This is a genomic window from Elizabethkingia sp. YR214 (assembly GCF_003058195.1).
Lineage (GTDB): Bacteria > Bacteroidota > Bacteroidia > Flavobacteriales > Weeksellaceae > Elizabethkingia.
Genome location: NZ_QBUH01000013.1, coordinates 19465 through 44295 on the forward strand (window position 1 = coordinate 19465; position 24831 = coordinate 44295).

Sequence of the window (24831 nt, forward strand, 5' to 3'; positions counted from 1 at the left end):
CAGTTGACTATAAAAGCGATCAGCTCTAATAGGTCTTAGTCATATCTGCAGGAACAATAAGGTTAAAATCTGTTGGTATATAATCTTTTTCAGGAACAGATAATTTTGGATTCTCTGATTCAAAAACAGAAATAACGGCAATTTTAAGATTGGAATTTTTTTGTTTCAAATACCAGTAAATACCGCCATACTCCTTGCTGTGGTAGTTTCCATTGTAATGAATGAATGTCTTTCCCGGTTCTAAACTTTTGAAAATAGATTCTGCCATTGTAGCATCTTTCAAAGCCTGAGCAGAAATAAAATTCATTACTTTCAGATCATCTGCATGATCTCCCATCATCGTCTTCATTTCCTTATACCCCGGGGTATCCAATGTTACTTTGATTGGTAAATCTGCAATATATTTTTTTTCCTGAGCATTTAGTGTATTCAATGATTCCAGACCTTGTTTGGCTACCTGGGATGCATATTTTCTCGGAACATTTCCCGCTACAAATCTTAAGTTTTTAGTTTTTGCGAAATCCAGAAGAGGTTTGTAATCTGTGGTATAATTATTCCATAAACGGACAGAATCCTTCATATTTTTAGAATCCAGCTTTCCTGCCAGGTAATGGTCCAGTTGCTGCTGATTGTCTCTTTCGAACATCTCTGCTCCCAGAACCAATTGTTTATTTTTCTGTTCATACAGGCCTTCTGTAAACTTCAGTTGTAACCAGTGAACAATAGAATTATTATGCAGTTCACCGAATAAAACCACATCATAACCGGAAAGTTGTCTGACAATTTTCTCGGGTTTTACAACCTTTCCTTTCTTATTATAGAATTTATAAGCGTCAAACTGTTGCGCTTTTATTCCACTAATACATACTATAGCAAAGGCAAAAAGTAGTTTTCTCATCTTTAAATAAAAGTATAATTGAAATACCAATTTACAATAAAAAAGGCCGTTTTGAAATGCAATGATTCGTAACGGCCTCAACATTTAAATTTAGCTTAGTTATTTTATTTTTCCAGTTCCGCAACAAGGTCTTTCCATTCCTGTAATTCCGGAATTCCTGGTTTTCTCTTTCCGAAAAACTGTACAATGAACTCTCCGTCTTTATTGAAGACCTCAACAGCATGAACCAGCCCATCTTCTGTAGGCTTTTTCACTATCCATGCTTCAGCAATTTTTTCTGTATCCAAGTGAAGATTGAAATCAGGATCCATTACATTGATCCAGCTATTGTACCACAATACTTTGTTTACTTCTCCAGTATGGATTTGGATAATTCCACGATTTCCTACAAAAACCATTATCGGAAGTTTTCTTTCAGATGCGGTCTCAAGTAAAGCTACAACTTTAGCAGGATCAACTTTTTTCACAAATTCATCCGAAGCCAGACGTAATGCCTGTGTTCTTGTTACACCATACTTTCTTGTCATAGCAAAGAAGTCATGAGTATCTTTCAGCTCCGACCACTCTTTACGAAAAGCTTCTACATCAATCTCAGCATCTGGTTTCTCGGCAGCCTTCGGTGCTAATGCCTCAAATACAAATTCCTGAGTCTGAATATCAGCTTTGTATTTATCTGTAATGGTATCGAAAGCATCTGCATTACTGTCTTTCGTTAAATATATTTTGTGAAGTGCCAGTCCGTCTTTTCCAAAGAACTGTAAACTCTTCTTATCTCCTTCTACAACCGCAAAAGCATGCTTCCACGAATTCAGGAATATTCTAAGATCAATATCCTCTCCAACAAATAATTGTGCATGTGGACTACTGAAATCACCATTCAGATAAGTTCCTTTTCTTTCATGTACACATTCGTTGTTTCTGGTTAAAGCCATTACTTTTCCAAGCTGTTCAGTATCGGTTAAAATTCCTGAGAAATCAGGATTCAAGACCGTAACACCTTCACCTATACCGGTTACCAGTAAATCGGCTTCGCTAACCCCTAATTGTTCTGCTGCATTTCTGATTCTAAGATGTGGAGTCTCTGCTTTCAGATTAGTCCACTTTTCTTTTAAATCTCCGGCTATTGTATTCATTATATTATTTTTTTAAGGTTAATATTGTATAGTTTCTTTTAACAGGACCTTCCCCGGTTTTACCAGGTATCCATTCTTCTTTTTGCGTTAGTTTAATTTGTACAAATCTACTTTTACGGATTAGTACTTCTGCATCTTCATTATTATACAGCTGGAAGCCATATTGTGTAAAGGCAAGCCCTTCCATAAAATCTTTTTGTCCAAAGGTGAGAACAAAAGTTCCGTTGTTTCTCAGTACTCTGTAAATCTCGTCTAAGAAAGCTTCCGGTTCTTTCCAAAAGTACAAGGTATTTACTGTGAAAATTTTATCAAAACTTTGCTCAACAAAGGGTATGTTCTGTCCGTCGTAAACAAAGAATTGTGACTGATTTTCAAATTTTATATTTTTTCGCAGTGCCTGATCTCTCATTGTTTCGGAAATATCCAATCCCGTATAATTAAGATCATCTGCCAATTTTAGTAATTGTTCCAAATGTCCGGCATTGCCATGTCCTACCTCCAATATTCTGTCGGAATCGTCAAGCTCTAGAGCTGCAATACTTTCCATTGTCATGGAAATATTGGTTGTATCCATCATCTCAGCGATTTCTATTCCTTTATCGCCCTCCGGATTGGCCAGATTTTTTGCCAGTAATTTCAGATCTTCTGTATTCATAGTTATCCAAAAATTATCATTGGTGTTTCGTTTACCGGATTTTTACATATCGTACACGGGAAGTTATAAGTATCGCTTATTCTTTCCTTTGTAAATACCTCATCGGGATTTCCATATGCAGCCACTCTACCGTTTTTCATCAATAGAATTTTATCAGCAAACTGTGCTGCCAGATTCAGATCATGTAAGACTACTATTACCGAATTGGTCTTTCGCGTGAAATTCTTCATACTCTCCAATGCGCGGTACTGGTATTTTATATCCAGATTATTCAGCGGCTCATCCAGAAACAGAAGTTTATGGACAACATCATTTTCAAGCTGAGCCATTACCCGTGAAAGGTGTACTCTTTGTTTTTCACCTCCGGATAAAGTGTTATAATCTCTGTCTTTAAGATGAACAATATCGGTTTCCAACAGCATCTTACTCATAGCGTCCCAGTCTTCTTTTCTAGGTTGTCCATCAAAATATGGATAGCGCCCCATCATCACGACATCTTTTACCTTCAGAGGAATGTCCGTGCTGTTATGTTGTGAAAATTTGGCTTTGTGCTTCGATAATTCGTGTATTCCCCAGTCTGTAATCTGCTTATTTTTAAATAAAATCTGTTGTTTTTTATCTTGCTTAATCTCGTTTGCCAAAACACTCAATAAGCTCGACTTCCCTGCTCCATTAGGTCCCACAATTGCTAAAAACTCTCCATACTCTACAGACACATCTACGCCGTCCAGAATATGAAATTTCTTGTGCAGGTAATTTATACGATGTGCTTTTATCATTATAAAGACTTTTTATGTTTCATTAAAATTGCAATAAAAATGGGGCCACCCATTAATGCGGTTAATATTCCAATTGGCAGTTCCGAAGGTGCTACTATACTTCTGCTGAAAGTATCCGCTACCAATAACAGGACAGCTCCGAATATTGCCGACAAAGGCAATATAAAATAGTAATTGGATCTAAAAAGTAATCTGAGTATGTAAGGAACAATTAGTCCTACAAATCCGATAGCTCCGGAGAAAGCAACACAGGTACCAACCATAAGTGCTGTAATTACTACAATCTGTTTTTTTAATTTCTCTACATTTATTCCTAAATGTTGTGCATCTTTTTCTCCTAACATCATCGCATTCAGTGCTTTTCCTTTTGGCATTAATATAAAATAAGAAATAAGCAAAACAGCTAACAAAACAAGATTCTTGGTCCAGGTAGCTGCTGCCAGACTTCCCAAATTCCAGAAAGTAAGGTCTCTAAGCTGGTCATCCTTCGATATATAAATAAGGAAACCGGTAATAGAGAAACCTATTGCTGTAATAGCCACACCTGTAAGAAGCATCATCACAATATTGGTTTTCCCGCCGCTTGTAGATATTTTGTATACCAAAAGCATAGAAAATAAAGCACCGACAAATGCCGATAAACCAACCAGTGAGAATTGTACTGCTTCCGGCAGGTAAGCCCTGAAGCTACTGCCCAGGATTATAGCTATTGCTGCCATAAGCGTAGCTCCGGATGTAAGTCCTATCAGATCTCCTGTTGCCAGGGGATTTTTGAATAGTCCCTGTAATGCTGTTCCCGATACTGCCAACATACTTCCTATTAATATTGCCATTATTATCCGGGAAAATCTTACATCCCAAATAATATATTTATCACTGAGTGAAAGGCTTTTGTCCTGTGTGATTACTTTATATAATACTGCAAACGGAGAATGTCCTCCAAAATCATATACCCCAACATAGAGGGCAATTACTACAAGTGCAACGAGTAAAAGCCCACCCGAAATAAGATAAAAATATAATTTATTTTGTGTTTTCAATTAGCAGTTTGTTTAGTTCTACTACTGCTTCCCCTAGTCTTGGGCCAAAGCTCGATGCTAAACCGCCGTCCATAGAAATAATCTTCTTGTCCTTCCCGGCATTGGTTTGTGCAACTCCCGGCATTTTTAATACGGCTTCATTTCCTCCTGCTCCTGCTAATCCGCTTTTGAATAAGAATAAAATATCCGGATTGGCTTTTACAACAGCTTCAGGAGTAAGGGGTTTAAAATCGTCAAATTCATTAATCGCATTTTCACCACCAGCCAATGTGATAAGCTTTTCCATTGGAGTATTTTTCCCGGCTACCATCAGGTTATTTCCTCTTGCATAGATAAATAATACCTTAGGCTTTTTTGCTAAAGATTGTACCTGCTTCATATCTGCATCGATCTTATCATTTAGCTTCTGATAATCTGTATTACCTACAGCTTTGGCAACCTGTTCTATTAATTTTTTGGTTCCGTCTACAGAAAATTCCTGCTGAAAAATATCTGCTTTAATACCTGAAGATTTTATTTTACTTAATAATTCAGGATTCAAGTCTTTATCTGAGGCCAGAATTAAAGTTGGATTAAGTGCCATGATAGGCTCAATCGTCATACTTCTTACGTGCCCCAAATCTTTAGCGGTTGCTTTTAGTGTTTCAGGATATGTACTGGTAACATCAGCTCCTACAATTTCACTTTCATGTCCTAGTGCACTTACGACCTCAGTAATTCCGCCACTTAAGCTTACTATCTTATTTTCAGATTTCGGGTTTTCCGAGGTCTGTTCAGTTGCTCCACTGCTAAGCTTATCGGTTTCTTTCTTACAAGAATACAGGGCAAGCACTACGGATGCCATTAATATTGCTTTTTTCATACAGATTTAATTTTGTTCCTGTCAAATTTTAATCTTCATACTGAACTCTTTGTTCATTTATATGATTTTACAATATTACACTTTTATTTAGAATTAATAAAAATAATATTTAATGATAAATTTCAGCCAACAAAAAAAGCGGTCCCAATGGAACCGCTTTTTATAGTATTTTAATGTATTACCCTTCTATACTTGGGATGTTTACCACTTCGTTAGTATCTTTTTCATAATCAATACCCGGAACATCAAATCCAAATAACTGGAAAAATTCTTTACGATAACCTTCGATATCACTAATTTCTCCTAAGTTTTCTGTAGAAATAGTTTCCCAAAGAGCTGCAACTTCTTTTTGTACGTCTTCACGCATTTCCCAGTCGTCGATACGGATTCTGCCTTTATCGTCTAACAAAACTTCTCCGTTATCAGTATATAATCTGTCTGCAAAAAGTCTTTGCATCTGTTCTATTGTACCTTCGTGAATACCTTTTTCTTTCATTACTTTGTAAAGTAAAGAAATATAAAGCGGTACCACAGGAATTGCTGAACTAGATTGTGTAACCAAAGCTTTGTTAACAGATACATAAGAAATACCGTTAAGGTCTTTCAGCATATCGTTAATTGCTGTTACAGAACCTTCCAGATCATTTTTAGCCTGCCCGATAGTTCCGTTTCTGTAGATAGGGAAAGTTAACTCAGGGCCAATATAAGAATATGCAACAGTCTTAACTCCATCAGCCAGAACACCAGCGTTCTTAAGATCTTCGATCCAGAATTTCCAGTCTTCACCACCCATTACAGCGATAGTATTCTGAATATCTTCATCTTTATCTACCGGTTGGATGCTGATATCTGAAACAACACCTGTATGGAAATCTACTGTTTTGTTAGTAAAAGCTTCTCCGATTGGCTTTAATACTGAAGCATAAGCTACCCCAGTTTTAGGATGCGTACGTCTTGGAGATGCCAAACTGTATATTACAAGATCAACCTGACCTAAATCTTTTTTAATAAGCTCAATTGTCTGTTGCTTTATCTCATCGGAGAAAGCATCACCATTAATACTTTTAGCATATAATCCTGCTGCTGCGGCTTCTTTCTCGAAAGCTGCAGAGTTATACCATCCGGCTGTAGCCAGCTTACCTTCTGATGGTGCTTTTTCGAAGAAAACACCTACAGTAGCTGCACCAGAACCAAAAGCTGCAGAAATTCTGGAAGATAAACCGAAACCTGTGGAAGCACCAATTACCAATACTTTTTTAGGACCGTTTTTAATCTCACCTTTAGATTTCACATAATCAATCTGACTTTTAACATTCTGTAAAGCTCCTTCAGGGTGTGCTGTAAGGCAGATAAACCCTCTAACACGTGGTTGTATGATCATAGTTCTTAATTTTCAATTCTATTTACTGAATACAAATGTAGTGAGACATGACAAAATGCACAAATAATCTGTTAAATCGTGGTTTGTTTTTAGCTATTTTCTTAGAAAAAGGTGAATCAGAAGGGATTGGAAAAGTCTTTTTTCGAAAATTTAATCTGTTATTTTCTCTAAGCTTCAAAGAATATTAAGATATCGACAGGCTCAGCATGACACCTTTAAAATGAAGACATTTAAGATTAGTAATGCTACTCTGAGTAAAGTTTGTAGTGAGCTTGACGAACTATCGAAGAGTATTAACGCGAATATTCTAAAATTATTTTCCTGTAGTAAAATCTATAAGATATGCCTTCAGTGGAAGATCATTCATGGAGCGGAATCCTTCATCAATAAGCATTTGATAGCGCTGATTGGGTTTTAAGTTTACAATTTGTACTCTTAATGTTTTTTTATCTTCAGAATAACCCAATAGTCTCTCTATTTTCATTGCATTTTCTTCTCCTAATGGTCCAAAATTGAAATTGGTAAAAAACATCATAGGCTCTGAAAATGTCAGAGTAATGATTTTGGTATTTGGATTTACATTTTTGCTTCCATTCTCAAATTCTTTAATCCCGATCACTGTGGGCCTGTTGGCTTCATATCCACTGATGTACTGAGCCACTGGCTTATCGAAATATGCAGATTTATCTACAAAATTTTGTAAAATTGCTTCATTATTGTAATCCAATTCAATCATATATTTGATTGCAGTTTTTTTATCCGATTCGCTTTCATAGTATTTTTTAGCAATCTCATTTCCAACAAAATAACCTAAATCTGCAATACCAAAACGGTTATTGGATGAATTCCATATCCAGTTGGAAGCCGTATTAACAAGAGGAGTAAACATTTCTTTTACAAAAAGATTCTTAATTTCAGCCTCATGTGCATATCCATAAGCCATTGCCGCAACAGAAGATTTTTTATTCAAAGATAAATTTGACACAAATTCTGCAACGCCTTCCATCACAACCTGACTCAACAAATTGTTTCCGATAGTCGATTTTTGTTGTGTATGTACATATTCATGTGCTGTTAAAGAAGCAAAAAAATTAATCGGATTACCTGCGAAATATGCTTTTAGCTGCGGGTGACTTGTAGACATTTCAGAAATATCTACATCTTTATCTGCTAGTGCACTCTCAGTTCCTATCAAAACATTTCCGCCCATTGTTGTACCATTTGTTCTCAGCAGACCTATTGTAAAATATACATTTGCCGGTTTTGCCTCAGGATAAATTTTCTTCAGGGCAGCAATACTTTTTTCTACATTTTTAGCCTGAATTTTAGCTTTCAAAGTACGAGGTCTTATGGATGTCCAGAATTTTGGATATTTTCCAATAGTATAAACATATTCTTCAGCAGTATATCTTCTGGCTTTCATGATATTGTGTAGACCTGGAGTTCCTTTTTCTATGTATAACGTTTGGATAAGATTCATTTTTTGTAGTGAGTCTTTTTCTGCAACGATTTTATCATAAGCATTCCAAAAATTGGTAACATCTGATGTGAATACTTTTTGGCTAAATAGCAATACAGGTGTGCAAGCTGTGATGAGGAATAATTTTATTTTCATATGTTATTTTGACAGCTTTTAATTGATGTTTATTGATATTATTTTACTTTTTATCTGTTATATATTTTCCATAGTTCTTCCTGCAACATTACATCATAACGGCTTTTAATCAGGTTGTAATTAGCCTGAAGCCAGTTATTACGAACCACAAAGAAGGTATAAGCATCCATTAGTCCTTCTTTGTATTTTTCTTCCGATTTGTCAAAAGAAAGCTTTTGGTTTTCAAAATTTTGCTGCAAAAGTCTGTATTTCTCTTCCGAGTTCTGGTACTGAATCTTAATAGACTTTAGTGCAGCAACCAGATTACTGACTGTTTTTTCTTTTTCCAGATCGGCATTGATTTTATTAAGTTTTGCAATTTCTACATTAGATTTTACCTGAAGCTTGTTGAAAACCGGAATGCTTAGATTAAAATATACCTGCTGATTTTTGTTCTGATTAAATTGATCTGAAAACGGCGTAACAGTCTGATTTCCACCTAATACTTTATTATAAAAAGTGGACCACGAGTATTGCCCGTTAAGCGTTGGCAGGTAGCCACTTCTCTCAACTCTGATTTTCTCTGCAGAAACCTGAATTTCTTTTGCAGCAGCCAGATATGCAGGATTCTTTTCCAGCATTTCTTTTACAAAGTTTTCGTCTGAAAAGGCCAGAACAGAAGATGTATCCGATGTGTTCTGAACAAAATCTATATTATCCGTAGTAATGGCTAATGCATTGAGTAGATTATTTTTGGAAATTTCTTTCTGATTTTTGGCGGATACCCATTGCTCCTGCAAAGTTCCCATATTGGCTTTTATATCATATACATCACTTTTAGGTCTGTTCCCTATTTCCACTTCTTTTTCTGTCCTTTTAATTTGTTCTTCTACTCCATCCAGCTGAGTTTTCAGTACTCCAAACCAAGCTTTGTCATTCTGATACTGGAAGAACAACTGGATAACATTCAATGCAATATCATTTTGTATAGCTTTCAAGCGGTAATCCGAGCTTTCTTTATTCATTTTGCTCAGCGAAATATTCATAAAATTTCTCCAGTTGAATAATTCCCAATTAGCTGTTGCTGAGAATTGTGTAGTTCCTACATTCAGTGCTTCTCTTTGGTTGGTTCCCGGATTAATAGTCGAACCAAAGCTATAGTTCTGGCTGGTATTAGCTGAAACGGAAGGCAGCAACATTCCTTTGGATGCGATGATTTCCTGTTTTCGCTGGTCTACCTTCAGAATACTTTGCTGCACTGTAGGATGTTTGCTTATAGCATAATCTACTGTTTTTTGCAGATCCCATTCTTCAGTCTGCTGAGAAAACATAAAGGCTGATATACTAAGAAAAATAAGTTTTTTAAACATGATGGTTGGTTTATTAATAATCAATAGGTCAATGGGTGAATAGTGAATTTTCTAATTTCTAACTTCTATTTAGCTTCAGACTTAGTATCATTCATATTTCAGGTATTTTATCAGTTCTACTTTTGTTGCTCTGTAGGCCTTAATACTTACCACAAGGAAAGTCAGCAGTAAAAGGAGTATTAAACTTATAATATAAGGCCACCACGGCATCTCAATACGGTAAACAAAATCTTTCAGCCATTCATTCATAAAATAATAACTGATCGGTATACTGATGAGCACTGCTATTGTGGTTATCCATAGAAACTTCTGAGTCAGATCTTTTATCAGAATTCCGTTTGAAGCGCCCATTGTTTTTTTAATGGCCACATCTTTCAGTTTTTGTTCAATCATCAGGCTGGATAATGCAAATAATCCTAAAAGAGCTACAGCTAATACTACAGAATTGAGAATGGAAAATAATAAACGCTGCTTTTTGTATTTGTCAAAAGTTCTGGCAAAGTTTTTATTGACAAAATCACCTTCAAAAGGATAACCTGGCTCTACTTCTGTTTCCCAGTATTTTTTAATATGGGCTATGTTTTCTGCTATATTATCACCAGAAAGTTTGATTTGTAAATTGTTCATCTGATTTCTGGACCAATATCTCTGATAGTTAAAGAACATCATCGGAAAAACATCATATTGTACACTTCCGTAATGAAAATTCTTTACAACACCTATAATAAGCATATTGTTACTTTTATCATCCATTCCGCTGGAGATTTCTTTGCCTATTGCCTCCGCAGGGCTCCAGTTCATTTTCTTCACAAAAGACTCATTTACTATTAGTCCACGTGCAGTATCTGTCGCCATCTTAGGATTTATCTCGCGACCTGCAATAAATTTTATTTTATAAAATTTAAAATAATTAAAGTCAATAGCTCCGATTCCTGCAGATGTTGATTTTGTAGAATCTTTTTTATATTTAGCACCCGATGAACTTGTAATACCACCGCCCATTGTATGTGATGATCCTGTAATATCTATTACTCCGGGGAAATGTTTTATTTTATCTCTGTAGCGTTCATATTTTCTCTGATTGTAATCATCATCTATAAAGTTAGTTTTTTTAAAATTTATCTGAAAAACCTGATCTCCACTGAAACCTAAATCCTTATCCATCATATAATTTACCTGCGTATAAATAATCAATGAGGAAATAATAAAAAACGAGGAAATAATCAGCTGCAATGATAAGATCGCATTACGCAGCCAAATTCCATGTCTGCTTCGGGCAAAATTTCCCTTAAGTGTTTGAATAGGCTTAAAATTAGAAAGATATAATGCCGGAATAATTCCGGAGAAAAATGCAAAAAATACAACAATACATAATGTATACAGATATACATGAACCCCTTCAACCCTGATTTCTTTCTTCAGAAATTTGCCATATACAGGCAATAATAGCTCCAATAAAACCAGAGAAATAATAAATGCTATGATATAGACAATAAAGGCCTCCAATAAAAATTGCATTACTAATTTTCCTTTAGAACTTCCTAATGCTTTTCGTACGCCTACCTCTTTAGCTCTTTGTGAGGCCTGTGCTGTATTGAGATTGATAAAATTGATACCGGAAAGAACTAAAATAAGCCCTGCTAATGTCATCAGAATTATAATAGATTTCTGATCACCTTTTATAATCCCCGAGCCCTTGGCTTCAAGTTTCATATCACGAACATTAGTCAAATGAACTTTAATAGGATCTCTATCATCTGCCCATCCATATTTACTTCTGTCTGCTCTTTCGTTATCGTCATCCCATTTGGATAATTTTTCTTCGAGTTTAGCAATATCTGTATTGGGCTTCACCCTGAAAAATCCATGAAAACTATAATTTGTCCAATTGTCGTTATTATCAATATTGGATTGTCTAACTATAAAACCACTTCTGAATATTGTATTTTCCGCATCAGCAGGGTTCTTGTAAATGGCTTGCACCACATATTTACTTCCATCATTATCTGCCACTACAACTGTTCCGATACTGTTCAGGTAATCTTTACCAAATAAAGCCTTGGCTGTTTCTTCGGAAAGCGCTGTGGAATGTCTATCTACTAAAATATTATTGTAACTACCTGCTACTTTAGGAAGCTGTATTACTTTAAAAAAATCTTCACTTGCAGCAATTGGTATAGTATAAACAGAACGTCCCTCAGCTATCAGTTTAGTTTTATCTTCGTCTCCTATATTGGCAACTACGGAATAATTCTCTATCTCCGGAAACATTTTCGGAGCAGTATATAATAATGGATAATTGATATTAGAGACATAATTATTTTTACTGGTCTGTAATTCTACAAAATAAATATTTTCTTTATTCGGCACCCATTTTTCATAGGATTTTTCATCCTGCCAATTCAGAAATACCAGCAGAAAAATTGTTAACCCGATAGATAATCCTAACAAGTTAATAATTGTTGTCAGCCAATTTTTATAATAATTGCTAAACGCTATTTTAATCCAGTTGTGTAACATCGCTTTTCAATTAATAGTTAATTTTTAATATGAGTTAATTTGGTCAATTGGTGAGTAAGCTTATTTTCGTAATTCTAATTTCTAACCTCCAAATTCTAACTTCATACTTAGTATCATTCGTATTTCAGGTATTTTACCAGTTCTACTTTTGTTGCTCTGTAAGCTTTAATACTTACTACAAGAAAAGTTAGTAGCAAGAGGATAACTAAACTAAGAACATAAGGCCACCATGGCATTTCAATACGATAGGCAAAATCCTTCAGCCATTCGTTCATAAAATAATAACTTATTGGTAAGCTTATTACTACCGCTACTAGTGTTATCCACATAAATCTTTTCGTGAGATCTTTTATGAGTACGCCGTCTGATGCCCCTAATGTCTTTTTAATAGCTACATCTTTTAGCTTTTGTTCGATGATCAGACTGGACAATGCAAACAATCCAAGAAGTGCAACGATCAGTACTGTTCCGTTTAATATGGAGAATAAAGTTTTTTGCTTTTTATATTTTGTAAAGCTTGCAGCAAATTGCTTATCTACGAAATAATAGTTAAACGGATATCCGGGTTCTCCCTTGCTAATCCAATATTCCCTCAGACGACTTAGTGTTTCCGGGATGTTATCTTCAGAAATTTTAACCAGAATACTGCGTATATAATATCTTTTCCACCCGGATTCTTTATAATGAAAGAAAGTGATTGGCGGAACCTCGTTTGCTACTCCCCACACATTATAATCCTTGGCAACACCAACAATTTTATAAGTTCTGTTTATATCTTCAAATCCGGGACGGACTTCTTTGCCAATTGCTTCTTTAGAAGTCCAGTTCATTCTTCTTGCAAAAGCCTCATTCACAACCAATGTATTTATCGTATCCGATGCATATTTTGGTGTTATATTACGCCCCTCTATAATAGGAACTTCAGAAAAAGAAAGAAAATTGTAATCCATAGCACCATGGTGAGCCAGGATACTTTTTTCATAATAATCTATACTGGAAGAAGTTCCTGAAGTTGTCGGCAGCGCTTCTCCATAGGAAATATCCAGTACTCCCTGTATGTTTTTCAACTCTTCTCTAAGTTTTTCATACTTTAGCCATGGCATTTTAGAAGCCTGATTCATGCTTATTCGCAGAACCTGCTTTCCGTTGAATCCAAGTTCTTTTTCCATCATATAGGCTACTTGTTTATAAATAATAAACCCGCTGATCATAAAAAATGATGAAATAACAAATTGTAACCCCAGAATTCCGTTACGTAACAAGACTCCATGTCTGCTCCGGCTGAAATTACTTTTCAGAGTATAAATAGGTTGAAAACCGGATAGATAAACCGCTGGTATTATTCCGGAAACAAAAGAAATTACAATAATCATAAGCCCGGAATACAAATACGTATCCCATACGTTCATTGACATTTCTTTATCAAGAAATTTATTAAAGAATGGCAAAATAATTTCTACCAATACCAAAGACAGGCAATAAGCTAATCCACATAATAGAAAAGTTTCTATCAGAAACTGAATAATCAGCTGTTTTTTGTTACTCCCCAAAGCCTTTCTTACCCCTACCTCTTTTGCTCTTTGAGTGGCTTGTGCCGTGGTAATATTAACAAAGTTAAATACGGAAAGGATAATGATTAAAACTGAAAGCCAGAATAAAATCAGGATTGTTTTGTAGTCACTCTTTTTATAGAAGAAATTTCCTTTAGCATGCAGCTTAGTTTTATCCAAAGGCGTTAGCTCAAATCCATTAGGTCCATAAGTTTCAATAGCCTGCTTTGTAGTCAGCCCGCCATAACTTTGGGAGTTATAACGAATCTCTATTATCTCCTTTTGATAAATTTGTTTTCCAACCTGTACAGGATCAGCACCTTTTTTTAGTTTTATCAGTGCCTGATAGTTATTATTACCCCATTCCGCATCATTTTCTTCTTCTAATCTTTTTTTTGCTTTTACGGCGTCTTCCGACAATATTACATAATCAGGCTTTACAACTGTATTTGTTTTTGGATTCTCGTAAACGGTCGTTACAAGATAAATTGAATCTTCGATAGCAACCTTTTTTCCCAAAGCATTTAGTTTTCCGAAGAGTTTAGTACTCAAATCTGAAGATAATGCTATTTTATGCAGATCAGTTAATGCATTTTTATAACTTCCGGAGTGTAACTTAAAAGGGAAAAAGTTGAAAAAGTGTTCAGTAGACGTGATTCCGTTTGTACTGAATGTTGATTTTCCGTCCGGAGCTTCAATTCTTCCGCCCTCGTCACCGGACACTAATACATAATCTTCAACTTCAGGAATAAACTTCTCTGCATAATAAGGAATAGGCTGTGATATATTATTATTCCACCAGTCTCCGTTTTTATTATAAGCTTGTAAATAATAAATATTTTTTCTTTCAGGATTCCATGTTTCATAAGAAGATTCATCATGCCAGTGCATCAAAATAAGCATAAAGCCTGTAAACCCTATAGTCAATCCAAAAAGATTGATTATAGTAGACTGCCAGTTCTTTTTATAATTTGTAAATGCTATTTTAATCCAGTTGCGTAACATCGCTTTTCCAATTTTGTGAATAGTCAATTTTCGTAATTCTAAATTCTAACCTCTAAATTCTAACTTCATACTTAGTATCATTCATATTTCAGATATTTTACCAGTTCTACTTTTGTTGCTCTGTAAGCTTTAATACTTACTACAAGAAAAGTTAGCAGCAAAAGGATAACTAAACTCAGAATATAGGGCCACCATAGCATTTCAATGCGGTAGGCAAAATCTTTCAGCCATTCGTTCATGAAATAATAGCTTATCGGTATGCTTATTAACACTGCTATTGCTGCAATCCACAGAAATTTCTTCGTCAGATCTTTTATAAGTACTCCGTCTGATGCTCCTAATGTCTTTTTAATAGCTACATCTTTTAATTTTTGTTCGATAATCAGACTGGACAATGCAAATAATCCTAAAAGTGCAACAACTAAAACAACTGAATTAAGAATTGAAAATAATAGGCGTTGCTTTTTGTATTTGTCAAAAGTCTTGGCAAAATTTTTATTGACAAAATTGCCTTCAAAAGGATAGCCGGGCTCTACTTCTGTTTCCCAATATTTTTTGATGCGTTCTATATTTTGAGAAATATTGTCACCGGAAAGTTTGATCTGCAAATTATTCATTTGGTTCTTAGTCCAGTACCTTTGATAATTAAAAAACATAACCGGAGAAATTTCATTTTTAACTCCGCCATAATGAAAATCCTTCACCACTCCTATAATCAACAAATTATTACTTCTTTCAGATAATCCGCTTGACATTTCTTTACCAATAGCTTCTGATGGTTTCCAGCCCATACTTTTCACAAAAGCTTCATTAACAACCAGCCCTCTTGCTGTATCTGTAGTCAATTTGGGATTAATATCCCTGCCCGCAACTAATTTTAGTTTGTAAAAATTGAAATAATTAAAATCTATAGCTCCGATTCCGGCGGATGTCGTTTTTGTAGAATCTCTTTTATCTTTTGCTCCTGCAAAATTTCTTATACCATTCCCTATACTCTGTGATGAGCCGGTAATATCCAATACGCCGGGAAAATGCTTTATTCGGTCTCTGTATAATTCGTATTTTCTCTGATTATAATTACCATTCTTAAAACTGGTCTTTTTAAAGCTGATCTCAAATACCTGATCTCCGTTAAAACCTAAATCTTTATCCATCATATAGTTCACCTGTTTATAAATAATCAATGATGAGATAATAAAAAATGATGAAATGATAAGTTGTAATGACAAAATAAGATTTCGTAACCAGATACCATGTCTGCTGCCTGCAAAGTTTCCTTTCAGCGTTTGAATAGGTTTAAATCCGGAAAGATAAAGTGCCGGGATAATACCAGAAATAATTGCAAAAGCAAACACAATAAAAGTTGCATATAAATAGACTTCACATCCCTGTATTTTAATCTCTTTTCCCAAATACTTTCCGTACGTTGGTAACAGCAGTTCCAGTATCACCATAGAGATCACAAATGCTGTAACATAAATGATGAGAGTTTCAAATAAAAACTGAACTATTAATTTTCTTTTAGAACTTCCCAAAGCCTTCCGTACGCCTACTTCTTTAGCTCGTTGTGAAGCCTGTGCTGTATTAAGGTTAATAAAATTAATTCCGGAAAGAACTAAAATAAGACCTGATAATGACACCAGAATAATAATAGACTTTTTATCACCCTTCATTAGTCCCCATCCTTTAGCATCGAGCTTCATATTTCTAATATTAGTCAAATGAGCTTTGATATGATCTCCGCTATCTGCCCATCCATTTTTTCGATTCTCAATTCTTTCGTGATCATCGTCCCATTTGGAAAGCTTTTCTTCCAGTTTAGCTACATCTGTATTAGGTTTTACTTTAAAGAAACCATAATAGCTATAGTTGGTCCAGGTCTCCTTACTATCATTAACAGAAGAATCACGGATTACAAATCCACCCCGAAATATTGTGTTTTCCGATTCTTCGGGATTCTTATAAATTGCATGTACAACATATTTGCTGCCTTCATTATCCAGCACAACTGTTTTCCCAATACTATGAAGGTAATCCTTCCCAAAAAGCTGCCTGGCGGTGTCTTCGGAAAGGGCAATAGATGTATTATCTACAAGGATATTTTCATAGCTCCCCGCTACTTTGGGAAATTGTAATACTTTAAAGAAGTTTTCGGTTGCAAAAATGGGAGTAGTATAAACGGAATGCCCATCTGTGGTCAGTTTATTTTTCACGTCCATCCATATATTGACTATTGTGGATGTTTCTATTTCCGGAAATGCCTTAGGAGAAGTATATAAAAGCGGATAGTTGACCTGGGAAACATAGCTATCCTTTCCGTTTTGCAATTCTATTAAATATACATTTTCACTATTCGGCACCCATTTCTCATAAGATTTTTCATCCTGCCAGTTGAGAAATACTAACAAAAATATTGTCAGCCCGACAGATAACCCTATAAGATTAATAAGGGTTGTCAGCCAGTTTTTTTTATAATTTGTAAATGCTATTTTAATCCAGTTGCGTAACATCGCTTTTCTAATTTTGTGAATAGTTAATTTTCTTAATTCTAAATTCTAACTTGGCACTTAGCATCATTCGTATTTCAAATACTTTATCAGTTCTACTTTTGTTGCTCTGTAGGCTTTGATACTTACCACAAGAATTGTCAGCAATAAAAGAATTGCCAGGCTTAAAACATATGGCCACCATGGCATTTCTATACGGTAAGCAAAACTTTTCAGCCATTCATTCATAAAATAATAGCTTATGGGTATACTTATTAATACTGCTATTAGTGTTATCCACAGGAATTTTTTGGTCAGATCTTTTATCAGTATACCGTCTGATGCTCCTAATGTTTTCTTAATGGCTACATCCTTCAGCTTTTGTTCTATCATTAAGCTAGACAGTGCAAATAGTCCTAAAAGAGCCACTAGCAAAACAATTGCATTCAGAATTGAAAATAAAGAGCGTTGTTTCTCATATTTCTCAAAAGTTCTGGCAAATTGTTTATTGATAAATTCTCCACGGAACGGATATCCTGGTTCAACTTCTGTTTCCCAATATTTTCTGATTCTGGCCAGGTTTTCATTAATATTTTCACCAGATAATTTGATTTGTAAGCCGATTAAATTATTTCTGGTCCAGTACCTGTCATAATTAAAAAACATAATTGGTTCAATTTTATACTGTACATCATCAAAATTCATATCCTTTACAACGCCTATTATGACGAGGCTTTTTGTTTTATCATGTATACCACTCACCATTTCTTTACCAATGGCCTCCTCACTATTCCATCCGATTTTTTTGACAAAAGCTTCATTTACCACAATCCCCCGTACTGTGTCAGTTGTTAGTTGTGGATTAAAATCTCTCCCGGAAAGAAATTTTATTTTATAAAACTTCATGAAATTCAAATCTATAGCACCTACACCAGCATCTACAGACTTTGTGGAATCTCTTTTATATTTAGCGCCTGTTGTACTGTTAATTCCATTTCCGAATGTCTGAGAAGACCCTGTAACATCAATAACACCAGGGAAATGTTTTATCTTCTCACTGTACAACTGGTATTTATGCATGTTGTAATTATTTCCCCACGATATTTTATTAAAATTAAGCTGGTAAACCTGCTCACCATGAAAGCCTAAGTCTTTTTGCATCATATGGTCAACCTGTTTATAGACAACGAACGAGGATATAATAAAAAATGAGGAAATAATAATCTGCAGGGTCAAAATAGAATTACGTAACCAAATACCATGTTTACTTCTGGAAAAGTTCCCTTTAAGTGTCTGGATTGGTCTAAATCCGGAAAGATATACAGCAGGTACAATTCCTGAAATAAATGCAAATCCGAAAATAATCAGTATTGTATACAGGTAGATAATAAGATCTCCCATTCTTATCGTTTTATTCAGAAATTTACCATAGAGTGGCAGTAAAAATTCTAACAGGATCATTGATATAAAGAACGCTGTGATATAAATGATATAGGTTTCCAACAAAAACTGTATAATCAATTGTCCTTTGGAGCTTCCAAAAGATTTTCGCAGACCTACTTCTTTTGCTCTTTGTGATGCCTGAGCTGTATTGAGATTGATAAAATTAATAGCAGAAAGTATCAGAATAAGCCCTGATAAGGATAACAGTATAAGAATTGTTTTTTTATCTGTTCCTTCGAGCCCTCCACTTTTTGCATCCAGCCTCATTTTTTTTATGTTTACCAGACGTATTTCAATAGGTTTTTTCATTTCCGGCCAGCCGGACTGTTTAAGCTCAATATTTTGTTGTTTCGTTTGTATTGCTGATAGTTTATTCTCCAGTTCCGAAATATTTGTACCTGGCTTCACACGGAAAAACCCAAAAAAACTGTTATTACTCCAGATATTCTTATTAGAATCTATATTAGAACTTCTAACTACATAACCAGGTCTGAAAATAGTATTTTCATCTTCTGCAGGTAGTTTATAAATGGCCTGAACAACAACTTTTTTACCATTTTCATCTTTTGTTACTGTTTTTCCGATGCTTTCTCTATAACTATCCCCGAAAAGCTGTTTTGCAACGTTTTCGGATAATGCTATTGAATTTTCATCCACAAAAAGATTATTATAACTACCCGCTACGAGAGGAAAAGGAAGAACTTTAAAGAAATCTTCAGATACCTCAGCAGGGCTGTCATAGCTGGAACGGTCATCAGCCAAAAGTCGAACTTTGTCATGTTTCCAGTAATTGATTACTGAAAAGTTCTGAATTTCCGGGAACATTTTTGTGGATACTTCCAGAAACGGATAGCTACATACAGCATTAAAATCTTTATGATTAAAAACTCTTTCTGCATAATATACATTATCTCCTTCAGGCACCCATTTTTCATAGGATTTTTCGTCCTGCCAATTGAGGAATACCAACAGAAATACGGTTAGCCCCACAGATAATCCCAAAAGGTTGATAAGTGTAGTAAGCCAATTCTTTTTGTAATTAGTGAATGCTATTTTAATCCAGTTGCGTAACATAATTTTTCAATTTGGTAAATTGGTCAATAAGTGAATAGTTAATTTTCGTAATTCTAACTTCTAATTTCTAAACTCTAACTTCTTACTTAGCATCATTCGTATTTCAGGTATTTTACCAGTTCTACTTTGGTAGCACGGTATGCTTTAATACTTACAACAAAGAAGGTTAACAACAGTAGAATTACGAAACTCAAAGCATATGGCCACCATGGCATTTCTATACGGTAGGCAAAGTCTTTCAGCCATTCGTTCATAAAATAATAACTCACCGGCATACTAATTAGTACAGCTAATGCTGCAAGCCATAAGTATCTCTTGGTAAGATCTCTTATCAATGTGCTATCCGATGCTCCCATTGTTTTTTTAATAGCCACCTCTTTTAATTTCTGATCAATCATCAGGCTGGACAGAGCAAAGAGTCCTGATAATGCTACAACCAAAACCACAGAGTTCAGGACAGAAAACAGAAGTTTTTGTTTTTCATATTTAGCAAATGTCCTTGCAAAAGATTTGTCTATAAATGTATACTCAAATGGATATCCCGGTTCTGCTTTTGTATTCCAGAATTCTTCAATACGTTTTATAGTCCCGTTAATATCATTACCTGCAAGCTTGATTTGCAAACCTGTCAGACTATTTTTAATATAGGTTCTGTCGTAATTATAAAATAATATTGGATCTATAGGCTTGTCTACACCCGTTACATAAAAATCTTTAACAACACCTAGAATTTTATATTTTTTCTTGCCATCCCAGCCCGGGTATACTTCTTTTCCTAATGCCTGTTGATTGTTCCACCCCATCATTTTTACAAATGTTTCGTTGGCTACAGCTCCGGAAATCGTATCTGATGTTTTACGAATATCAATATTTCTTCCGGATGCAAATTTTATTTTATAAAACTGAAAATAATTATAATCTACCCCGCCATTACCTACATTATTAATATTTTTAGTAGTGTCCAGAACATTTTTCACAGATGACGAATTTCTTACACCATTACCTAATGAAAGAACAGATCCTGTAATATCCTGAACTCCGGATATTTTGGATATTTCTGTCTTAAGTCTAAGGTATTTTTTATAATTATAATCGTCTTTGTAATTGGTCTTTTTAAAATCTATCTGAACAACCTGATCTCCCTTGAATCCCAGATCCTTATTTAACATATATTGAACCTGACTATGAATAATAAAAGAGCAAACAATAAAGAATGAAGAAATAATCAGCTGCAGTGTAAGGATAGAGTTCCTTAACCATACACCATGTTTACTTCTGGAGAAATTTCCCTTTAATGTATTAATAGGTTGGAATTTCGATAAATAAAGAGCTGGTATAATACCGGATAAAAATATAAACAGAAGTAATAAAAGTGCTGAATAGAAAATAACATTGGTATTATCCATACTTATTTCTTTTCCTAAAAACTTGTTGTAAGAAGGAAGTAAAAATTCTATTGCAACGAAAGATAATAAATAGGCTACAATACAGATTATTGCATTCTCAAACAGAAACTGAAGAATAACTCCAAATCTGGAGTCTCCTATGGCTTTTCTTACTCCTATTTCTTTCGCTCGTTGAGAAGCCTGAGCTGTTTTCAGGTTAATCAGATTAATTCCGGATAATGTAAGAATAAGAGTTGAAAGCCCCAATAAGATCAGAATAGACTTCTTATCTCCTTTTTCAATTCCTTCGCTCTTAGCATCCAACTTCATAGAAGTTAAAGGAATAAGAGAAACTATTGTTTTATCTTTTTCATCATACTTTTCTCCATCTTTTTCTGAGGATTTTCTTTCTTCTACAGACATCTGATCTGTAAGCTTTCTTTCCAGATTTTTGATATCAGTTCCCGGTTTTACTTTAAAAAAACCTACATAGCTGTAATTACTCCAATTCGTTGAGTTATTAAGTCCTCTTGTTCTGACTATATAATCAGATTTGAATACGCTATTCTGATCGGTGTATCTATATACTACACTAACGACATACGACTTATCATCATTATCTTTTTTTATTACCTTACCTATACAGTTCTTATATTCCGCACCGAAAAGCATCTTTGCAGTTTTTTCGGAAAGAGCAATTTTACTTTCATCACTAATAGCATTTTTAAAGCTCCCTGCTATTGCTTCATGAGGAAAAAATTCAAAATAAGAGTCTATTGCACTGGCTTCTGTGGCATAAGCAGATTTGTCTTTGTAAATTATTTTATACTTTCCACCCCAAATACCAGCTATAGTATAATCCTCAATCTCACTGAATTTTTCTTTGGAAACATATAAGGCTGGATAGCTTGAGACTGCTATATCTCCAAAAATGGCATTATGATTCTCTACAAAATAGATATTCTCCTTACCCGGCACCCATTTTTCATAACTTTTTTCGTCCTGCCAGTTTAGAAATATCAAAATGAAAACAGTGAACCCAATAGTTAACCCTAAAAGATTAATCATGGTAGAAATCCAGTTTCTTTTATAATTCGTAAATGCTATTTTCAGCCAGTTCTTTAACATAATTTCTTAATTCGGTAATAGGACAATCAGTGAATTGGTCAATGGATCAATAGGTGAATGGTCAATTTTTGTAATTCTAATTTCTAACCTCTAACTTCTTACTTAGCATCATTCGTATTTCAGGTATTTTACCAGTTCTACTTTTGTTGCTCTATAAGCTTTTATACTCACCACCAGAAAGGTCAGTAGTACAAGAATGACTAAGCTCAAAATATACGGCCACCATGGCATTTCTATACGATAGGCAAAGTCTTTTAGCCATTCGTTCATAAAATAGTAACTCACTGGGATACTTATTAGTACGGCCAATGTGGTAATCCACAGAAACTTTTGGGTCAGGTCTTTTATCAGTACACTATCTGATGCCCCCAATGTTTTTTTAATGGCCACATCTTTCAGCTTCTGATCAATCATTAAAGAAGACAAAGCAAACAGCCCTAATAGTGCCACAATAAGTACCATCGCGTTGAGAATTGTAAACAATAACCTTTGCTTTTTGTAACTATCATAAGTTTTAGCAAATTGCTTATTCAGGAACTGATACTGAAACGGATATCCCGGTTCTATCTCCTTCTGCCAATACTCCTGAATGTTACTTATAGTTTCCGGCATATTATCACCAGAAAGCTTTACCATAATATTATTAATATTACTTTTATTCCAGTTACGTCCATAGTTGAAGTAAACAACAGGAGCTATTTTGCTGGCTACACTTTCCTGATTATAATCTTGTGCTACACCTACAATTTTATATTTTATACTATCAAATCCCGGGCGCACTTCTTTTCCTATAGCTTCTTTTGGTGTCCAGCCCATCTCTTTGATAAAAGCCTGGTTCACAATTGTAGAGGTTAATGTGTCTGAAGATAATTTTGGATCAAAATCCCGACCTTCTAATATTTTGATTTTGAAGAACTTGAAAAAGTTAAGATCTATCGAGCCATGATTTGCCAAAATACTTTTATCTAAGGAATTAACATTAGAATTTCCGGCACTTCCCATTCCCATACGTTGTTTGGTATAGGTAACACCTTCTACTCCTTTTATTTTAAGAAGCTGCTGTCTGAGCAACTCATATTTTTGATAGGGTTTATCAACTTGTTTTTGAAAATCGATATTAATGACCTGATCACCATTAAATCCAAGATCTTTATTCAGCATATAATTAACCTGAGTATAAATAACTAATGTTGAAATAATAAAAAAGGATGAAATTACAAGCTGTAATGTCAAGATTCCGTTTCGCAGCCAGATACCATGCTTACTGCGGGAAAAATTACCTTTAAGCGTATTAATAGGTTTGAAATTAGCCAGATAAACAGCCGGAATAAGTCCGGAAATTACTGTTGTAATAAGAAGCATGCTGAATGAGTAAACAAAAACATTAGCATTAGATAATGTAATTTCTTTACCCAAAAACTTATTATAAGCTGGTAATAATATTTCAGCAAGAGCCGTTGCCAACAAATAAGCAGTCATACATATGAGTAATGTTTCCAGTAAAAACTGACCTGTTAACTGCCAGGTTGTTCCGCCCATTACCCGGCGTACACCTACTTCTTTAGCCCGTTGCGAAGCTTGTGCAGTTTTTAAATTAATAAAGTTAATAGCAGACAATAATACAATGACAACAGAAAGCCCCAACAGGGTATAGATGTTCTTTTTATCTACTTTTTGAAAACCTCCGCCTTTAGCCTCCAGCTTCATCTGATCGAGTCTGGTAATAAAAAGTTCGGCTTTACCACCAATAGCAGCTTCATACTCCTGTAATGTCTTCTTCATGATCTTCATATCTCTGGCAACTTTGTACTGACAAACTATTTTATTAAGATCTTCATTTACTTTCGTAATGTCCGCATTAGGCTTTATCATAAAAAAGCCAACATAATTATAATCGCCCCAGTTGTCTTCATTTCCGTTAAGAAAACCATCTCTAACAAGTAGCCCTGGCTTAAAAACTGAATTTTCTTTTGGTAGTTCATATACCGCAGAAACCACATATTTATTTTGGTCAGATACTATAGTTTTGCCAATTGCATCCTGATAATTATTACCAAAAAGTTGTTGAGCTATTTCAGTGGAGATGGCTGCTACATTTGTATTTTTGAAGATATCTTTATAGGATCCAGCTATTTTTTTAAAAGGAAAGAACTTGAAAAAATTATCTGATGTTGTATACTTTACAGGATTGGAAATTTTAGAACCAAAACTAACGCGCTCAGCATTTTGAAAAGGATTTATCAAGAGGTAATCTTCAATCCCATTTACTTTTTCTTTCCCATAGCGCATCTGTCCCTGGGTAGAAGAACTCCAGACACCAAAATTTTTTCCCATTCCGTTTTCAAGAAAATAAACATTTTCTTTCTGAGGGTTCCAGGCTTCATAGGATTTCTCATCCTGCCAGTGCATCAGAATAAGCATAAAACCAGTAAGCCCAATCGTTAAACCAAACAGGTTGATTACTGTAGAAAGCCAGTTCTTTTTGTATTGTGTAAATGCTATTTTCAGCCAGTTCTTTAACATAATTT

15 protein-coding genes are annotated in these 24831 nt (G+C 34.7%); all 15 read right to left on the reverse strand.

Features of this window, described 5'->3' with window-relative positions; all coding sequences use genetic code 11:
* Positions 1 to 25: 25 nt before the first annotated feature.
* The 15 genes from C8J95_RS17955 to C8J95_RS18025 all read right to left on the reverse strand — a co-directional run bounded on the left by C8J95_RS17955 (position 26) and on the right by C8J95_RS18025 (position 24826).
* Complete coding sequence (locus C8J95_RS17955) at positions 26 to 898, reverse strand: ChaN family lipoprotein (protein ID WP_107810073.1); 873 nt, start codon at positions 896 to 898, stop codon at positions 26 to 28.
* 104 nt (positions 899 to 1002) lie between these two features.
* On the reverse strand, positions 1003 to 2031 hold the full coding sequence (locus C8J95_RS17960) for a hemin-degrading factor (RefSeq protein WP_107810074.1): 1029 nt from the start codon (positions 2029 to 2031) through the stop codon (positions 1003 to 1005).
* A gap of 4 nt (positions 2032 to 2035) precedes the next feature.
* Positions 2036 to 2686 (reverse strand): class I SAM-dependent methyltransferase, encoded by a 651-nt coding sequence (locus C8J95_RS17965; RefSeq protein WP_107810075.1) that lies wholly within the window; start codon positions 2684 to 2686, stop codon positions 2036 to 2038.
* A 2-nt stretch (positions 2687 to 2688) separates the two neighbouring features.
* Positions 2689 to 3465, reverse strand: a complete 777-nt coding sequence (locus C8J95_RS17970) for a heme ABC transporter ATP-binding protein (RefSeq protein WP_107810076.1) — start codon at positions 3463 to 3465, stop codon at positions 2689 to 2691.
* Positions 3465 to 4505, reverse strand: a complete 1041-nt coding sequence (locus tag C8J95_RS17975; RefSeq protein WP_059324636.1) for an iron ABC transporter permease — start codon at positions 4503 to 4505, stop codon at positions 3465 to 3467. Before C8J95_RS17975 ends, C8J95_RS17970 begins: the two co-directional genes overlap by 1 nt.
* Positions 4489 to 5367: a hemin ABC transporter substrate-binding protein gene (locus tag C8J95_RS17980; protein ID WP_107810077.1), complete on the reverse strand. Its 879-nt coding sequence runs from the start codon at positions 5365 to 5367 to the stop codon at positions 4489 to 4491. The genes C8J95_RS17975 and C8J95_RS17980 overlap by 17 nt, the downstream gene beginning before the upstream one ends.
* 178 nt (positions 5368 to 5545) lie before the next feature.
* Positions 5546 to 6748, reverse strand: coding sequence for an enoyl-ACP reductase FabV (gene fabV / locus C8J95_RS17985; protein WP_107810078.1), 1203 nt, complete (start codon positions 6746 to 6748; stop codon positions 5546 to 5548).
* Positions 6749 to 7061: 313 nt separating this feature from the next.
* A complete protein-coding gene (locus C8J95_RS17990) occupies positions 7062 to 8363 on the reverse strand; it encodes an Ig-like domain-containing protein (protein WP_107810079.1) in 1302 nt (433 codons plus the stop codon).
* A gap of 50 nt (positions 8364 to 8413) precedes the next feature.
* Complete coding sequence (locus C8J95_RS17995; RefSeq protein ID WP_107810080.1) at positions 8414 to 9712, reverse strand: TolC family protein; 1299 nt, start codon at positions 9710 to 9712, stop codon at positions 8414 to 8416.
* A gap of 87 nt (positions 9713 to 9799) precedes the next feature.
* The gene (locus C8J95_RS18000; RefSeq protein WP_107810081.1) at positions 9800 to 12232 is read right to left on the reverse strand and encodes an ABC transporter permease; all 2433 of its coding nucleotides are present in this window, start codon (positions 12230 to 12232) and stop codon (positions 9800 to 9802) included.
* A gap of 113 nt (positions 12233 to 12345) precedes the next feature.
* On the reverse strand, positions 12346 to 14787 hold the full coding sequence (locus tag C8J95_RS18005; protein ID WP_107810082.1) for an ABC transporter permease: 2442 nt from the start codon (positions 14785 to 14787) through the stop codon (positions 12346 to 12348).
* A 77-nt stretch (positions 14788 to 14864) separates the two neighbouring features.
* A complete protein-coding gene (locus tag C8J95_RS18010; RefSeq protein ID WP_107810083.1) occupies positions 14865 to 17297 on the reverse strand; it encodes an ABC transporter permease in 2433 nt (810 codons plus the stop codon).
* 63 nt (positions 17298 to 17360) lie between these two features.
* Complete coding sequence (locus C8J95_RS18015) at positions 17361 to 19790, reverse strand: ABC transporter permease (RefSeq protein WP_107810084.1); 2430 nt, start codon at positions 19788 to 19790, stop codon at positions 17361 to 17363.
* Between the two features lie 92 nt (positions 19791 to 19882).
* Positions 19883 to 22303, reverse strand: a complete 2421-nt coding sequence (locus C8J95_RS18020; RefSeq protein WP_107810085.1) for an ABC transporter permease — start codon at positions 22301 to 22303, stop codon at positions 19883 to 19885.
* Between the two features lie 108 nt (positions 22304 to 22411).
* Entirely contained in the window at positions 22412 to 24826 is a 2415-nt protein-coding gene (locus tag C8J95_RS18025) for an ABC transporter permease (protein ID WP_107810086.1), read from the reverse strand.
* Between the last annotated feature and the right edge of the window lie 5 nt (positions 24827 to 24831).

Excerpts from the sequence above, each read along its gene's own strand:
- C8J95_RS17955 (WP_107810073.1), bottom strand. The coding sequence starts at position 898 with ATGAGAAAACTACTTTTTGCCTTTGCTATAGTATGTATTAGTGGAATA.
- C8J95_RS17995 (WP_107810080.1), bottom strand. The coding sequence starts at position 9,712 with ATGTTTAAAAAACTTATTTTTCTTAGTATATCAGCCTTTATGTTTTCT.
- C8J95_RS17965 (WP_107810075.1), bottom strand. The coding sequence starts at position 2,686 with ATGAATACAGAAGATCTGAAATTACTGGCAAAAAATCTGGCCAATCCG.
- C8J95_RS17980 (WP_107810077.1), bottom strand. The coding sequence starts at position 5,367 with ATGAAAAAAGCAATATTAATGGCATCCGTAGTGCTTGCCCTGTATTCT.
- C8J95_RS17990 (WP_107810079.1), bottom strand. The coding sequence starts at position 8,363 with ATGAAAATAAAATTATTCCTCATCACAGCTTGCACACCTGTATTGCTA.
- C8J95_RS18005 (WP_107810082.1), bottom strand. The coding sequence starts at position 14,787 with ATGTTACGCAACTGGATTAAAATAGCATTTACAAATTATAAAAAGAAC.
- C8J95_RS18010 (WP_107810083.1), bottom strand. The coding sequence starts at position 17,297 with ATGTTACGCAACTGGATTAAAATAGCATTTACAAATTATAAAAAAAAC.
- fabV (WP_107810078.1), bottom strand. The coding sequence starts at position 6,748 with ATGATCATACAACCACGTGTTAGAGGGTTTATCTGCCTTACAGCACAC.
- C8J95_RS18000 (WP_107810081.1), bottom strand. The coding sequence starts at position 12,232 with ATGTTACACAACTGGATTAAAATAGCGTTTAGCAATTATTATAAAAAT.
- C8J95_RS17970 (WP_107810076.1), bottom strand. The coding sequence starts at position 3,465 with ATGATAAAAGCACATCGTATAAATTACCTGCACAAGAAATTTCATATT.
- C8J95_RS18020 (WP_107810085.1), bottom strand. The coding sequence starts at position 22,303 with ATGTTAAAGAACTGGCTGAAAATAGCATTTACGAATTATAAAAGAAAC.
- C8J95_RS18025 (WP_107810086.1), bottom strand. The coding sequence starts at position 24,826 with ATGTTAAAGAACTGGCTGAAAATAGCATTTACACAATACAAAAAGAAC.
- C8J95_RS17960 (WP_107810074.1), bottom strand. The coding sequence starts at position 2,031 with ATGAATACAATAGCCGGAGATTTAAAAGAAAAGTGGACTAATCTGAAA.
- C8J95_RS18015 (WP_107810084.1), bottom strand. The coding sequence starts at position 19,790 with ATGTTACGCAACTGGATTAAAATAGCATTCACTAATTACAAAAAGAAT.